The organism is Nonomuraea sp. NPDC049750 (assembly GCF_040659625.1).
GTDB lineage: Bacteria > Actinomycetota > Actinomycetes > Streptosporangiales > Streptosporangiaceae > Nonomuraea.
Window position 1 is genome coordinate 21,267 of the sequence record NZ_JBFANB010000019.1, and the last position, 13,639, is coordinate 34,905.

14 protein-coding genes and 1 pseudogene are annotated in these 13,639 nt (G+C 70.4%); 8 read left to right on the forward strand and 7 right to left on the reverse strand.

Annotated elements, in window-relative coordinates; translation table 11 throughout:
* Positions 1–10: 10 nt before the first annotated feature.
* On the forward strand, positions 11–421 hold the full coding sequence (locus AB0J16_RS37905) for a nuclear transport factor 2 family protein (protein WP_358548930.1): 411 nt from the start codon (positions 11–13) through the stop codon (positions 419–421).
* On the opposite strand, the gene AB0J16_RS37910 is transcribed toward AB0J16_RS37905, so the two are convergent.
* Positions 404–1,108, reverse strand: coding sequence for a DUF1707 domain-containing protein (locus AB0J16_RS37910; RefSeq protein ID WP_358548933.1), 705 nt, complete (start codon positions 1,106–1,108; stop codon positions 404–406). The two genes, AB0J16_RS37905 and AB0J16_RS37910, sit on opposite strands and share 18 nt — an antisense overlap.
* Positions 1,109–1,236: 128 nt before the next feature.
* On the opposite strand from AB0J16_RS37910, the gene AB0J16_RS37915 reads away from it, so the two are divergent.
* Positions 1,237–2,583, forward strand: coding sequence for an ankyrin repeat domain-containing protein (locus tag AB0J16_RS37915; RefSeq protein ID WP_358548936.1), 1,347 nt, complete (start codon positions 1,237–1,239; stop codon positions 2,581–2,583).
* Positions 2,584–2,758: 175 nt separating this feature from the next.
* Here the strand turns inward: AB0J16_RS37915 and AB0J16_RS37920 are convergent, their stop codons facing one another.
* Positions 2,759–3,655: a maleylpyruvate isomerase family mycothiol-dependent enzyme gene (locus AB0J16_RS37920; RefSeq protein WP_358549295.1), complete on the reverse strand. Its 897-nt coding sequence runs from the start codon at positions 3,653–3,655 to the stop codon at positions 2,759–2,761.
* A complete protein-coding gene (locus tag AB0J16_RS37925; RefSeq protein ID WP_358548938.1) occupies positions 3,655–4,212 on the reverse strand; it encodes a sigma-70 family RNA polymerase sigma factor in 558 nt (185 codons plus the stop codon). The genes AB0J16_RS37920 and AB0J16_RS37925 overlap by 1 nt, the downstream gene beginning before the upstream one ends.
* 153 nt (positions 4,213–4,365) lie before the next feature.
* Between AB0J16_RS37925 and AB0J16_RS37930 the strand changes: the two genes are divergently transcribed.
* On the forward strand, positions 4,366–4,791 hold the full coding sequence (locus tag AB0J16_RS37930) for an OsmC family protein (protein ID WP_358548943.1): 426 nt from the start codon (positions 4,366–4,368) through the stop codon (positions 4,789–4,791).
* Between the two features lie 33 nt (positions 4,792–4,824).
* A complete protein-coding gene (gene glgX / locus AB0J16_RS37935) occupies positions 4,825–6,930 on the forward strand; it encodes a glycogen debranching protein GlgX (protein ID WP_358548946.1) in 2,106 nt (701 codons plus the stop codon).
* A 191-nt stretch (positions 6,931–7,121) separates the two neighbouring features.
* On the opposite strand, the gene AB0J16_RS37940 is transcribed toward glgX, so the two are convergent.
* Positions 7,122–7,526 (reverse strand): hypothetical protein, encoded by a 405-nt coding sequence (locus AB0J16_RS37940; RefSeq protein WP_358548948.1) that lies wholly within the window; start codon positions 7,524–7,526, stop codon positions 7,122–7,124.
* Between the two features lie 224 nt (positions 7,527–7,750).
* Between AB0J16_RS37940 and AB0J16_RS37945 the strand changes: the two genes are divergently transcribed.
* Genes AB0J16_RS37945 through AB0J16_RS37955 form a run of 3 tightly spaced genes read left to right on the forward strand, consistent with a single transcriptional unit; the run spans position 7,751 to position 10,058 of the window.
* Positions 7,751–8,473 carry a pyrimidine reductase family protein gene (locus AB0J16_RS37945; RefSeq protein WP_358548951.1) on the forward strand — a complete coding sequence of 241 codons (723 nt, stop codon included), beginning with the start codon at positions 7,751–7,753 and terminating at the stop codon, positions 8,471–8,473.
* Positions 8,470–9,678 (forward strand): ATP-dependent DNA ligase, encoded by a 1,209-nt coding sequence (locus AB0J16_RS37950; protein WP_358548953.1) that lies wholly within the window; start codon positions 8,470–8,472, stop codon positions 9,676–9,678. Before AB0J16_RS37945 ends, AB0J16_RS37950 begins: the two co-directional genes overlap by 4 nt.
* A 26-nt stretch (positions 9,679–9,704) precedes the next feature.
* Entirely contained in the window at positions 9,705–10,058 is a 354-nt protein-coding gene (locus AB0J16_RS37955; protein WP_358548955.1) for a hypothetical protein, read from the forward strand.
* An 80-nt stretch (positions 10,059–10,138) separates the two neighbouring features.
* Here AB0J16_RS37955 and AB0J16_RS37960 read toward each other — a convergent pair.
* Together AB0J16_RS37960 and AB0J16_RS37965 are read right to left on the reverse strand one after the other, a co-directional pair.
* A pseudogene (locus tag AB0J16_RS37960) lies at positions 10,139–10,426 on the reverse strand (transposase family protein); the annotation flags it as partial.
* A gap of 73 nt (positions 10,427–10,499) precedes the next feature.
* Positions 10,500–11,342 carry a LysR family transcriptional regulator gene (locus AB0J16_RS37965; RefSeq protein WP_358548957.1) on the reverse strand — a complete coding sequence of 281 codons (843 nt, stop codon included), beginning with the start codon at positions 11,340–11,342 and terminating at the stop codon, positions 10,500–10,502.
* Between the two features lie 73 nt (positions 11,343–11,415).
* Here AB0J16_RS37965 and AB0J16_RS37970 point away from each other — a divergent pair, with 73 nt between their 5' ends.
* Positions 11,416–12,630: an MFS transporter gene (locus AB0J16_RS37970; RefSeq protein ID WP_358548959.1), complete on the forward strand. Its 1,215-nt coding sequence runs from the start codon at positions 11,416–11,418 to the stop codon at positions 12,628–12,630.
* Between the two features lie 235 nt (positions 12,631–12,865).
* Here AB0J16_RS37970 and pgeF read toward each other — a convergent pair whose 3' ends face one another.
* Positions 12,866–13,573 (reverse strand): peptidoglycan editing factor PgeF, encoded by a 708-nt coding sequence (gene pgeF / locus AB0J16_RS37975; protein ID WP_358548961.1) that lies wholly within the window; start codon positions 13,571–13,573, stop codon positions 12,866–12,868.
* Positions 13,574–13,639: the final 66 nt, after the last annotated feature.

The window sequence follows — 13,639 nt, forward strand, 5'->3', positions numbered from 1 at the left end:
AGGAGTGGCCGTGAACGCACGTGAGGTGGCCGAGCGGGTGCTGGAGACGAGCCTGTCGGCGGACATGGAGGGGTTCGTTGAGCTGATGGCCCCCGACGGGGTCATCGAGTGGCCCTATCGACCCGAGGGCGTCCCGGAGACCCTCGACGGGCGGGACGAGATCCGGGCGTTCATGGCCACGGGTGGGCGGCTGATCGAGTTCGAGAGGCACGTCGATGTGGTGATCCACGAGACGGCCGATCCCGAGGTGGTCATCGTCGAGTACACCGTCCATGGCCACGTCGCCGCCACCGGCGCGCCGTTCACCCAGCGGGTCATCGCCGTGATCCGGGTGCGTGACGGACTTGTCGTGCACTATCGCGACTACATCAACCCGCTGCCGTTGATGGCGGTGATGGGTTCGTCAGTAGCCCCGGCGTAGATCGCGGCGCATGCTGCGGTGGTCGTCGCGGAGCTGCCTGCGCATGCTGCGCCACTCGTCGCCGTGCAGCATGCGCCACTGCTCACGCCATGCCGCCAGGCCGCGCCGCAGCGGTTGCGCCTGGGAGTCGCCGATCACCTTCACGTCACCCATGACCGCGTACGCGTGCACCCGGATGACCGGTGCGTTGGTGCCCGGTGCCGCCTCCAGGACGTCGACCCGCTTGTCGCCCATGATGGCCATGCCGTCGAGGTCCACGTTGACGCCGTCGGGAACGATGATCTTCACGTCGCCCATCACCGAGACGGCCATGATGTCGACGATGTTCGTGCGGACCTCGGCCTCACGCAGGTCGAGCAGCACGTCGCCCATGACGGCGACCGCGCCCAGCTCCTGGTCGATCCGCCAGGTGCCGCGCCGCTTGGAGTCGCCCATGACGCCGACGAACCAGCGCCGCTTGCGCGCGGGCCCCTCCTGATGGACCGGTGGCACGGGCACGGCGCCCGAGGCGGGCAGGTCCTGGACGAGCATGGCCAGCTCGGCGTGCGTGGAGGCGGTGTAGGCGGCCTCGGTGCGGTCGGTCAGCTCGACGAGCGTCAGCCGCCCGTCGACCGAGGCGACGCGGAGCTGCTCCACGACGGCTTCACGTTCGGCGTCCGAGGCCCTAACCTCGCCAGGGTCAGTCATACTCGCAACATATCGCGTTTCTGGACGATCGGGATCCTCCCGGAGAAGGAACAGTCATGGTCCGAACCGCCTAGCACGCTTGCGAGGGGCTGACACGGCTGGAGCCCGATCCAAGCTAGGGTCCAGTCATGCATGAGGAACAGCTCTACCGGGCCGCGTTGAACGGCGAGTCGGAGAAGGTGAGCGAGCTGCTCGCCGGTGGCACCGACCCTAACCAGGCCAGCGCCGGCGACGAAGACGGGTTGCCGCTCTGCGCGGCGGCCGCCTGGGACCGGGCCGAGGTCGCGGGCCTGCTGCTGGCCGCCGGGGCCGACGTCAACGGCCGGGAGAGCGGCGGCTGGACCGCGCTGCTCTGGGCCGCGGCCAAGGGACACGCCGAGACGGCTGAGTTGCTCGTCGAGGCGGGGGCCGAGATCGACGCCGCCAACGACGTCGGCGACACGCCGCTCACGCTGGCGGCCAGGCGCGGCGCCCTGGGCGTCGTACGCCTGTTGCTGGACAGCGGGGCCGACGCCACCAAGTACGACGGAGACGGCGACACCCCGCACGAGATCGCCGTCGACTGGGTGGGCGTGCATCTAGAGAGCGCGCTGCTCGACCAGATCGGCCAGGACGACTGGGAGTACGTCGTGGCGCGCCAGTTCGCCAAGGACGGCACCGAGCTCGTCACCGTGGCCGGGCGCTCCCCCGACGGCGAGCAGACCGAGCAGGTGCAGGCGCAGCGCGGCCACGCCGCCATCGCGACGCTGCTGGAGGACGTCACCGGCGTCTACGCCCCGGCCGACCAGCTCGTGGCGCGGGCCCTGGCGCACCGCGACACCGACGAGGACGCCGAGACGTGGTGGATCGTCGCCGACTCGCTGGGCAAGCGGGCCGACGACGAGACGTACGAGGTGCTGGCCGGGCTGTGCGTGAGCGAGGACGCCAGGGAGCGGGAGTTCGGCGTCGACGCGATCGCCCAGTTCGGGTTCGCCGACGACGACAAGCCCTACCTTGAGCAGACGCTGCCGCTGCTGCAGAAGATGGCCACCACGGAGGGCAACGCGCAGGTTCTCCGCTCGGTGCTGGCCGCGCTCGGCCACCAGGGCGACCCCCGGGCGCTGCCGCAGGTGCTCGACATCATCGGCCGTCCGGATCACCAGCGCACCATGACCGACGCGATCGCGCTGGCCGACGTGCTGCCGCCGGACCACGAGGAGGGGCTGGAGCTGCTGATCGGCATGACGCGGGACGACGAGGCCGAGGTCCGCGACTGGGCCACGGCCGGGCTGGCCTCGCTCAAGGCCGACACGCCGCAGATCCGCGAGGCACTCGCCGACCGCCTCGACGACGCCGACTTCCGTACGGTGGCGGAGGCCACGCGCGGGCTCGCCGAGCGGGGCGACCCGCGGGCCGAGCAGGGCGTCAAGCGGGTGCTGGCGGAGAGCGACGACGAGTACGCCAGGGACCTGGTCACCCAGACCCAGCCGCAGTAGGGACGTGACACCGACCCGGCCCTGACGCCGCGGATCCTTGGGACGTGGTGACACTGACCCGGCCCTGACGCCGCGGATCCTTGGGACGTGGTGACACTGACCCGGCCCTGACGCCGCGGATCCTTGGGACGTGGTGACACCGGCCCGGCCCTGACCGCCTGCGGAGAAGCGGGCGTCAGGGGCCCGAAAGGGCCGGGGCGGTGTTGAGGACGTCGTGAGCCAGGGCGAGGTCGCCTTCGAGGGCGGCGGGGAAGGACCCCGGGTCGCCCCGCCCGCCCAGCAGGAAGCAGAACCCCACCACGTCCGCCGTGATGTGCGCGTCCGGGACGCCGCCACCGTCGGCGGCGTCCGTCACGCCGAGGGGAACGTGCCATTCCCCTCCCCCCGGCCCGGTCAGCGTGAGCAGGAGCGTGCGCCCGCTGCCGTCCAGGCCGGACAGGAGCATCGTCCACGGCAGCAGCCGCGCGCACAGGTCGGCCGTCGGGTGGATGTGCTCGGGGATCGGGTCGGGCAGCCGGAGGCCGCCGGTGCGGGCGGCGTCGTCGGCGTGCACCCACGTCTCCAGGCACCGGGCCAGGATGTGGTCGGACACCGGCGCGTCGAGGCCGTCGAGGTGCGCGGCGGTGCCGGGGTCGAGGTCGGCCAGGTGGCGGCAGAGGGCGTCGGCCTGGGCGCGCCAGTCGCGCCTGGTCTGTTCGGGGCTGCGGGCCCGCTCGTAGTTCTGGACGTCGGCGGTTCGGCCGAGCGAGTCGTTCGCGCCGATGGCCGGGCCCAGCACGGGGGCGCCGACCGAGGCCGCCAGCAGGCCGTCCTTGGCGGCGAGGTGGGCGACGAGTTCCTGGAGCGTCCAGCCCTCGACGATGACCCGTGACCAGTCGTCCTCCACGGCGGAGGCGAGCAGCGCGTCCATGGCGGCGACGCGCCCGGCGTACGGCTGCGCCCAGGGGGCGGTGGGCGCGGCGGGCCGGCGCCGGGCCCTGGCCCCGGCCAGGAGCTGGGGCCGCAGGGAACGTTCCGGTACGGCCGGGTCCTCCATCAGCGCGTCCAGGTAGAGACGCTCGACGGGCTCCATCACACCTCTTCCTCTGCCAGCGCGTCTGCCAGGCGGCGTAGCGCCAGCCGGATCCGCGACTTGGCCGTGCCCTCGGGCACGCCCAGCTCCTCGCCCACCTGGCGGTATGTCCGCCCACCGTAGTAGGCCAGTTCGACCGCTTCCCGCAGGCCGTCGGGTAACGCCGTCACCGCCTGCCGTACCCGCTTGGCCTCGTCGGCCGCGAGCACGTTGTCCTCCAGCCTGGCGGGCTCGGGTTCGTACAGGCGGGGGCCCAGCGCGGAGACGCGCCTGCGCTCCTCGGCCCGTACGTGGTCGACCGCGCGGCGATGGGCGATCGTGGCGAGCCACGCGCGCAGGGTGCCACGATCTGGGTCGTAGGCCAGCGGCCGTTCCCAGAAGACCAGGAACACCTCCTGCGTGATGTCCTCGGCGATCACCCGGTCCCTGGTGACACGCAGGGCGAGACCGAAGATCAGCGAGGAGAGCCGATCGTAGACCTCCCCGAGCGCGGCCTCGTCGCCGCCGACCACCCGCTGATGCAGCAGGCGGTCGTCGTACGGTGCCTCCACTGGCACCACACTCCCGTGATCCGGACCAAGGCGGCGGGTGCGCCGCGACCCGAGCATGTCATTAATTCGCCGGAAAAGTGCACACGGATGACCGAGCCGCAGAACTTTGTCGGGCGCGCGATAGGGTCGGAATTCCTACGATCAGAGGGAGCAACCACTATGGCCACCACTCGCACCGCCACCACTCAGTGGAAGGGCGCGCTGATGAACGGGTCGGGCACGGTGTCGCTGGACACCTCGGGCGTCGGCACGTTCGAGGTCACCTGGGCGTCCAGGTCACAGGACGCCGGCGGCAAGACCTCGCCCGAGGAGCTCATCGCGGCCGCCCACTCCTCCTGCTTCTCGATGGCGCTCTCGCACGGCCTGGCCGGCGCCGGCACGCCCCCGGAGTCGCTGGAGACCAACGCGGACGTGACGTTCCAGCCTGGTGAGGGCATCACCGGGATCGTTCTCACCGTGAAGGGGCAGGTGCCCGGGATCACGGCCGAGCAGTTCCAGGAGGCGGCGGAAACCGCGAAGGCCAATTGCCCGGTGAGCAAGGCGCTGACGGGCACGACGATCAGCCTCAACGCCGAACTCCTCTAGCGGGACCGCGATCGCGTGCGACAATTGGGTCACATGCGCGAGGTCTGGCCGGGCGAGCCCTATCCACTTGGCGGCACCTGGGACGGCGTGGGCACCAGCTTCTCACTGTTCTCCGAGGTGGCCGAGCGAGTTGAGCTATGCCTCTTTCACGATGACGGCTCCGAAGAACGCGTGGATCTGCCGGAAGTCGATGGATTCGTCTGGCACGGTTACCTGCCGGGCATCGCGCCGGGGCAGCGCTATGGCTATCGGGTGCACGGCCCGTACGAGCCGTCGCACGGGCACCGGTGCAACCCGGCGAAGCTCCTCCTCGATCCCTACGCCAAGGCGATCGACGGTGATCTGACGTGGAACGAATCGCTGTTCCCGTACCACTTCACCGACCCGACGCGGCTCAACTCGGCCGACAGCGCGCCCTTCATGCCGAAAAATGTGGTCATCAACCCGTTCTTCGAATGGGGCAACGACCGGCCGCCGCGCACTCCGTACCACGAGACCGTGATCTACGAGGCGCATGTGCGGGGGCTCACCATGCGCCACCCGGCGGTGCCCGAGGACCAGCGCGGCACGTACGCGGGCGTGGGGCACCCGGCGATCATCGACCACCTGCTCTCGCTCGGGGTGACGGCGATCGAGCTGATGCCGGTGCACCAGTACATGCCCGAGCACTTCCTGGTGGCGCGGGGGCTGACCAACTACTGGGGCTACAACACGATGGCCTATCTGGCCCCCCACGGCCGCTACAGCAGCGCGGGCACGCGGGGCGAGCAGGTGCTGGAGTTCAAGGCCATGGTGCGGGCGCTGCACGAGGCGGGCATCGAGGTCATCCTCGACGTGGTCTACAACCACACGGCCGAGGGCGACCACATGGGGCCCACGCTGGGGTTCAGGGGGATCGACAACTCGGCCTACTACCGGCTGCACGACGGTGACCGGCGCTACTACCTCGACTACACCGGCTGCGGCAACTCACTGAACGTCCGGTCGCCGCACGCGCTCCAGCTCATCATGGATTCCCTGCGTTACTGGGTGCTGGAGATGCACGTCGACGGGTTCCGGTTCGACCTGGCGGCGGCGCTGGCGCGCGAGCTGCACGACGTCGACCGGCTGAGCGCCTTCTTCGATCTGATCCAGCAGGATCCGGTCATCTCGCAGGTGAAGCTGATCGCGGAGCCGTGGGATGTCGGCCCCGGCGGCTACCAGGTCGGAAATTTCCCGCCATTGTGGACGGAGTGGAATGGGAAATACCGCGACATAGTGCGAGATTTCTGGCGTGGCACCCACTCGGCGCTGCCAGAGTTCGCCTCCCGCCTGACCGGCTCCGCCGACCTCTACGCCTCCTCGGGCCGCCGGCCCGTCGCCTCCATCAACTTCGTGACCTGCCACGACGGCTTCACCCTCACGGACCTGGTGTCGTACGACCGCAAGCACAACGAGGCCAACAGCGAGGACAACCGCGACGGCACCGACGACAACCGCTCCTGGAACAGCGGCGCGGAGGGGCCCGTCGAGGACCCCGAGATCGTCCGGCTCCGCCACCGCCAGCGCCGCAACCTCCTGACGACGCTGTTCCTGTCGCAGGGCGTGCCGATGCTCTCCCACGGCGACGAGCTCGGCCGCACGCAGCGGGGCAACAACAACGCCTACTGCCAGGACAACGAGCTCGCCTGGATCGACTGGTCGCAGATCCACACCGAGTCCGACCTGCTGGACTTCGTCCGCAAGCTGTCGCGGCTGCGGCGCGAGCACCCGGTCTTCCAGCGCCGCCGCTTCTTCCACGGCCGCCACCCGGACGACGGCCGGCGCGACCTGGTGTGGCTCACGCCGGGCGGCACGGAGATGACGGCCGGAGACTGGCACATCGGCTACGCCAAGTCGCTGATGGTCTACCTCAACGGCGAGGCGATCACGGAGCCGGGGACGCGTGGTGAGCGGATCGTGGACGACTCGTTCCTGTTGCTGATCAACGCCCACCATGAGGACATGACGTTCACACTGCCGGGCGGTGAATTCGGCGACCATTGGCTGCCGATCCTGGACACCGACGACAAGGGGGTTTGTGATGGCGAATACGCCTGTTCCTCCCAGGTGACGGTGACCGCCCGCAGCATGCATGTGCTCCAGCGTCCGCTTTCTTAAGGGCTGTTTTTACGAGCCTTCTTTACGGCAGGCACGGTGAGCCCCACCCGCCGCACGGGGTCGGCGTCTGTCCAGGGGGACGCTCCTCCGGTGGAGGTGGCCCGGCGCCGTGACGAGACGGTGAGACCGGGGCCTTCCTATCCGCACCCCATGCCGCCGCCGCCCTGGAAAGCGCCAGGGCTGCCGGGATCTCAGAGCAGGCCCGCGACGCTCGCCGTGAGGATGACCAGGACGAATGTGGCCACGCCCGCCAAACCGTGCAGGAGCACCGCGAGAAGCGGGAAGCGTCGCTCCGCGCCCCGTGCGTGGCGTCCCGCGCCTAGCCAGCGGGTGAACATCACGAAGCCCAGCAGGGCCGCCACCGCCAGGACTCCGAACGCCGTCCATGCCAGCGCGCGGTTGCCCGTGAGCAGGAAGGCCACCCAGCAGGCCAGCGCCGAGACCCCCAGCACCGGATGGGAGAAGATCAGCGCCACCGGAAAGCGCGTGACCTTCGCCGCCTGTTGCCGCAGCCCACCCCCCGACAGCCACAGGTAGAGCAGGTAGATCCCCACGAGCGCGGTGAACAGCCATGTAACAGCGGCGACCAACCCCACTGGGCTCTCCCCTCAAGTGCCCGATTCCCCTGCCGCCACGTTATGCGCGTCACGCTGCGTACGTCCCTAGATACGCCAAAGTGCTATCCCTGGGCGCAGTCCGGGCGGCCAGTCCCCCTGTCTGGGCCCGCAGCGCCGCCGTCGAGTGCCCGGTCTGGGCCGCGGCGCCGTCGTCGCGGGTCCTTCGTCGGCTGGTTGTCGGAGGCGTGTGCCAAGGTAGAGGAGTGCGTCGCATCCATCCCGACATTCAGGACGATCCAGACATTCAGCAGGCCTACGCCTACCCGGCGGACCGGCCGTGGCTGCGCCTCAACATGGTCGCCAGCGCCGACGGAGCCGCCTGGCTGAAGGGCCTGTCAGGTGGGCTGTCCAGCCAGGGTGACCGGCGGATCTTCCGGATCCTGCGCGGGCTGGCCGACGTGGTCATGGCGGGCGCCGCGACCGTGCGTACCGAGGGGTACGGCGCGGTCAAGCCACGTGACTCCTGGAAGGAGTTGCGGGGGGACCGGCCGCCGGCTCCGCCCCTCGCGGTCGTCACCCGCCGGCTCGACCTCGATCTGGGCAGTCCGCTGTTCACCGAGGCCGTGAGCAAGACGATCGTCATCACGTGCGAGGCCGCGCCCGCCGAGCTCCGCGCCGAGGCCGCCCAGGTGGCCGACGTCGTGGTGGCGGGCGGCGACCAGGTCGACATGTCGGTGGCCGTACGCGAGCTGCACGAGCGCGGCTTGACTCAGATCCTGTGCGAGGGCGGCCCCCGGCTCAACGGGCAGCTCGCGGCGGCCGACCTGATCGACGAGCTCTGCCTGTCGATCAGCCCGCTGCTGGTCGGGGGCGGGGCGGCGCGCATTCTCAACGGCGAGGCGGCACAGGTCGAGCTGCGGCTCAGCCAGGTGCTGGAGGAGGAGGGGGTCCTCTTCTGCAAGTACACGAGGGAGTCGACGACATGACCGAACCCACCCAACCACCCGCCGAGGCACCGGTCGAGGCGGCAGCCGGGGAACCGGTCGAAGCACCGGTCGAAGCGCCGGTAGCAGAAGAGCCGGAGCCGGTGCCCAATCTGCCGGTGCGGCCGCCGGTGGCGCCGATGCTGGCCAAGCCGGTCAAGAAGATGCCCCAGCAGGACGGCACGCTGTTCTACGAGCCGAAGTGGGACGGGTTCCGGTGCATCGTGTTCCGCGACGGTGACGAGGTCTATCTGGGCAGCCGCAACGAGCGGCCGTTCACCCGATACTTTCCCGAGCTGGTCGAGGCGGTCAGGGCGGAGCTGCCGGACAGGTGCGTGGTCGACGGCGAGATCGTGCTGCCGCAGGGGTCACAGCTCGACTTCGACGCGCTGCAGCAGCGCATCCATCCGGCGAAGTCGCGGGTCACGATGCTGTCGGAGCGGACGCCCGCGTCCTTCGTGGCCTTCGACCTGCTGGCGCTGGGCGACGAGTCGCTGATGGAGGCGCCGTTCAGTGAGCGGCGAGCGCGGCTGGAGCAGATCTTCCCGGAGAAGGGCAGGTCCATCCGGCTGACCCCGGTCACGACCAACACCGAGCAGGCGGGCGAGTGGTTCGAGATGTTCGAGGGGGCGGGGCTCGACGGCATCATCGTCAAGCCCGGCGACCAGCCGTACATCCCCGACAAGCGCACGATGTTCAAGGTCAAGCACGAGCGCACCGCCGACGTGGTGGTGGCCGGTTACCGTGAGCACAAGACCGGGCCGATCGTGGGCTCGATCCTGCTCGGCCTCTACGGCGACGACGGCAGGCTGCATCACGTGGGCGTGGCGGCGTCGTTCCCGATGGCGCGCCGGGCCGAGCTGGTCGAGGAGCTCAAGCCGTACGTCGCCGAGCTGGGCGAGCATCCCTGGGGCCACTGGGCCGAGCAGGCGGCGGCCACCGTCGGGCAGCCGACGGCCGGACCCGCCACCGGCGGGCAGCGGGTGCCCGGCGCGGTGTCGCGCTGGAACGCCAAGAAGGACCTGTCGTTCATCCCGCTCCGGCCGGAGCTGGTGATCGAGGTGGCTTATGACCAGATGGAAGGCGACAGGTTTCGACACACCGCGCAGTGGCGGCGGTGGCGGCCGGACCGCACGCCGGAATCGTGTACGTATGAGCAGCTAGAGAGGCCGGTTTTGTACAACCTTGACGATATCCTTGCCCGATAGCCCTTTATCCCGTTATATCTCGACATATGAGTACCGGTGATGAGCTGCGGGCGGCGGTGGGCGCCCGACGGGACCTCGGTCCCGATTTCGAGGATGCGATAGTCGAGTCGTTCCTCGACAAAATGGGGCAGGAGGTCGACCGGCGAGTCGACGAGCGGCTCGCCGCCGCAGATCCCAAGGGCAAGAAGGCCAAGCAGCAACAGCAGCGGCCGGCCGACGGCCAACGGCTGGCTCTGGCGATCGTCTCGATGGCTCTCGGCACGATCCTGACGTTGGCCGTGATCATGGGGCAGAAGGAGATGTGGGTGATCGCGCCGATCTGGTTCGCGATCATCGTGGTCAACGGGATCTTCTCCGGCAACGGCAACGGCAAGGGCTGACCCAGCCGCCCGGCCCATGCCGGGCGTAGGTCCTGCCCGGCCGTTCCCGGGTGCAGAAGTTGTCCCGTATGGAGTTGGGGTTATCCCGTGAGGGCCATGTTGTGAAGGCGTGCAACGCCGAGCATGGCCAGGTGAACGCCGTTGCCCTTGAGTCGGCAGTCCCGCAGGACCTTCCAGTTCTTGAGGCGCGACAGGGCATGCTCGACACGTGCCCGGGCCCGACGGTGGACAGCGTTTTCGGCCTCCTGCTGCGGACTCAGACGCTGTTGGCCTCGTCTTTCGCGGTGCGGGATGAGCAGCCCGGTGCCCTGGTAGCCGCCATCAGCGAGGGTGGGAACACCATGGCAGGCCCGGTCGACACCTGACTCGACGGGCGGCGGTTGGGCACCGAGGGGGTCGGTCAGATTCGAGCGGCACTCGACGGGCAGAGGGCGGCGCCGCTCAGACCATGCGTCGTAGCGCGGTCTCCACGGCATCGACCAGCGGATCGCCTTCGGTCCGCGGGTGCCTGGCCAGGCCGAGTTCGATGTCCGGCAGGCTGGGCAGGGCGTCCGCGTCGTGGCACGCCATGGCCGGTTCGAGATTCCCGGGCAGCACCGCCGTAACGCCGAGCCCGGCCCGCACCGCGGCGAGCACACCGACGAGACTGTTGCTCTCGAACGCCACCCGCCAGCGGCGGTCGGCAGCTTCCAGCCCTTCCAGCACCGACGCACGCCATGTGCACGGGCCCGAGAACAGCACCACGGGTAGCGGATCGGCAGCCAAGTCCACACCCTGGCCAACCGCCCAGACCAGCGGTCGGCGCACCGTCCAGCGAGGCCGGCCGGGGACGTCCGCCGCCTCGTCGAGCACGAGTTGGACGCGTCCCGCGTCGTACGCCTCGCGCCTCGCGTCGCCGGAGAGGCTGAGCACCTCAAGCGTCGCGCCTGGATGCAGCCGGGCGAGGTCGGCGAGGGCCTGCGGAAGCTGGGACGCGGCGAGGTCTTCGAGCAACCCGACGCCGCAGTGGCCGGTCAGTGCGCGGCCGGCTTCGGTGAGTGCCTGCGCGGAGAGCGAGAGGATGCGCTCCGCGTATGGCAGGAGTTCGTCACCCGCGCGGGTCGGCGAGACGCCGGTCGTGGACCGGAGGAGCAGGGGGCTGCCGACGGTGTTCTCAAGCTTGCGCAACTGCTGGCTGAGCGCGGGCTGGCTCTGCCCCAGCGCGCTTGCGGCGCGGCTGATGCTGCCCGCCCGCACAGCGGTGACGAACGACCGCAGCAGGGCGATCTCTAGATCCCTGGCCATAAAAATTCATTATATCGGCTCCAATCATATGGCTACTTCCTATTGCCAGATGATGGGAGCTAGCGTCACGCGGGTGACTCGATACCGGCAGGTGCTCGCCGTGCCCGGGATGGCATCGCTGCTAGGCGTCTCGCTGCTCGCCCGCACCGCGATCACGGCCTCCGGGATGGCGCTGACGATGTACGTCGTTCTGGGCCTGGGCATGAGCTACGCGGCAGCGGGAGGAGCCGCGGCGGCCATGACCGCCGGTCTGGCGCTGGGCGGTCCGCTGCTGGGCCGCATGATCGACCGGCGAGGCGCGCGTATCGTGCTGCTGATCACCGTCGTGGTTCAGGTCGCGTGTTGGCTGGGCGTCGCGGTACTGCCGTACACGACCCTGCTGGCCGCCGCCTTCACAGCAGGTCTGCTGATGGTGCCGGCCCCGATGGTGACCAGGCAGGCGATCGCCGCGATGACGAAGGCGGGACAGCGCCGGGCCGCCTTCGCGCTGGAAGCGGTACAGGGCGAGCTGTCCTACATGGTGGGCCCGCCGATCGTGATCCTCTGCGCGGCACAACTGCCCTCCGGCGTGGTGGCCTGGGGCGTCGGCGCTGCGATCGTGGCGGGCGGAGCGGGGATCGCCCTGCTCAACCCCCCGCTGCGGGCTGAGGACGAGGCGCCGGCCGACCCAGCCGACCGCCCCCGTCGCCGAGAGTGGCTGGGCCCGAGAATGATCGCGGTGCTGGTGATGGCGTTCGGCGCCACGATCGTGCTCAACGGTACCGACCTGGCCATCGTGGCCACTCTCAAGGAAGCCGGTCAGGTCTCCTGGGGCGCCGTCGTGGTGGCCGTGTACGGCGCGGCCTCCATCGCCGGCGGGCTCCTGTACGGCGCGCTCCCGCGACCGCTGCCCACCTGGCTGTTGCTCGGCCTGCTCGGGCTGGTAACCATTCCCGCCGGACTGGCCCACGATTGGCGCTGGTTGTGTGTGGCAGGCTGCGGCGCGGGGCTGCTTGCCGCACCGACTCTTTCCGCGTTGTCCGACGCCGTGAGCCGGCTCGCACCCGCGAGCGTGCGCGGTGAGGCGACAGGCTTGCAGTCCTCGGCGCTGGGCGCGGGCTTCGCCCTCGGCGTCCCGATCGTCGGCGGGGTGATCGACACGTCCGGACCGGCAGGCGGCTTCGCGGCGGCCGGCCTGGCCGGCCTCGCCGCCGCGCTGATGGGATGGCTGCTGTCCCGGTGCTCACCCAACCGAACGCGGTCGGTGCGCAGCGATTCCAGCTTCATCGAGGCCTCGGACACGCGATGATCTGCCTGCCGTCCAGTGGCTGGGCCTTCTCAGGCCATGCTCGGCGTTGCACACCTCCACAACATGGCCCTCGGCCGCGCAGGTCCCAGGGGGTGCGGGTCCCAGGGGGTGCGGGTCCCAAGGGGTGCGGGTCCCAGGGGGTGCGGGTCCCAAGGGGCGCAGGGCTCGGGCAGGGCGCAGATCTCCGGGGAGGTGCAGGTCCCAGAGCGGTGAGGGGCTTGGTGGGCGGCGGCGGTCAGGTGAGCCAGATGAGGCCGGCGAAGCGGCCGCCCGGCTGCTCGCGCCGGTGGGAGTAGAGCTCCTGCGACTCGATCGTGCACCGGGCGTCGTGTCGTACGTCGGCGACGCCCGCCGTACGCAGCTGAGCCTCGATGCCCGCCCGCAGGTCCAACGCGGGGGTGTCCCACGAGGTGGTCGACCAAGTTTCCGGCACCCGGGACGCGACCCGTTCGCGCAGGTCGGCGGGCACTTCGTAGCAGCGGCCGCACGCGCCGGGTCCGATGAGCGCCACCATGCGCGCGGGTGCCGCGCCCTTGGCCGTCATCGCCTCGACCAGGGCGGTCGCGATGCCCGCCTCGGTGCCCGGACGGCCGGAGTGGGCGGCGGCCACCATGCGCGCGACCGGGTCGGCGACGAGCACGGCCGGGCAGTCGGCGCCCAGCGAGGCGAGTGCCAGCCGTGGCTCGGTGGTGAAGACGCCGTCGAGCGGCGGCGCGTCGTCGCCGAACGGCTCGCTGACGTAGGCGACGTCGGCGCTGTGGACCTGCCGCATGAACACGACGGCCCGCACACCCAGCTCGGCCGCGACACCCGCCCGGTTGGCGCGCACCGCCTCGGGGTCGTCTCCGACCAGCCCGCCAAGATTGCGCGACGCGTATGGCGCGGCGCTCACGCCCCCGTGGCGATCGGTGATGGCGACGTGCACTCCGGGGGCCAGCTCCATACTCCGATCTTAGGCCCCGGCCGCCGACGACCGGCCTCCTGACGGGCCCGCCCGCCGAGCCGATGG

What these genes read in the sequence shown, in the direction of transcription:
- AB0J16_RS37965 (WP_358548957.1), bottom strand. Translation starts at nt 11,342, where the DNA reads ATGGCCAGGGATCTAGAGATCGCCCTGCTGCGGTCGTTCGTCACCGCT.
- AB0J16_RS37955 (WP_358548955.1), top strand. Translation starts at nt 9,705, where the DNA reads ATGAGTACCGGTGATGAGCTGCGGGCGGCGGTGGGCGCCCGACGGGAC.
- pgeF (WP_358548961.1), bottom strand. Translation starts at nt 13,573, where the DNA reads ATGGAGCTGGCCCCCGGAGTGCACGTCGCCATCACCGATCGCCACGGG.
- AB0J16_RS37930 (WP_358548943.1), top strand. Translation starts at nt 4,366, where the DNA reads ATGGCCACCACTCGCACCGCCACCACTCAGTGGAAGGGCGCGCTGATG.
- AB0J16_RS37910 (WP_358548933.1), bottom strand. Translation starts at nt 1,108, where the DNA reads ATGACTGACCCTGGCGAGGTTAGGGCCTCGGACGCCGAACGTGAAGCC.
- glgX (WP_358548946.1), top strand. Translation starts at nt 4,825, where the DNA reads ATGCGCGAGGTCTGGCCGGGCGAGCCCTATCCACTTGGCGGCACCTGG.
- AB0J16_RS37915 (WP_358548936.1), top strand. Translation starts at nt 1,237, where the DNA reads ATGCATGAGGAACAGCTCTACCGGGCCGCGTTGAACGGCGAGTCGGAG.
- AB0J16_RS37920 (WP_358549295.1), bottom strand. Translation starts at nt 3,655, where the DNA reads ATGGAGCCCGTCGAGCGTCTCTACCTGGACGCGCTGATGGAGGACCCG.
- AB0J16_RS37950 (WP_358548953.1), top strand. Translation starts at nt 8,470, where the DNA reads ATGACCGAACCCACCCAACCACCCGCCGAGGCACCGGTCGAGGCGGCA.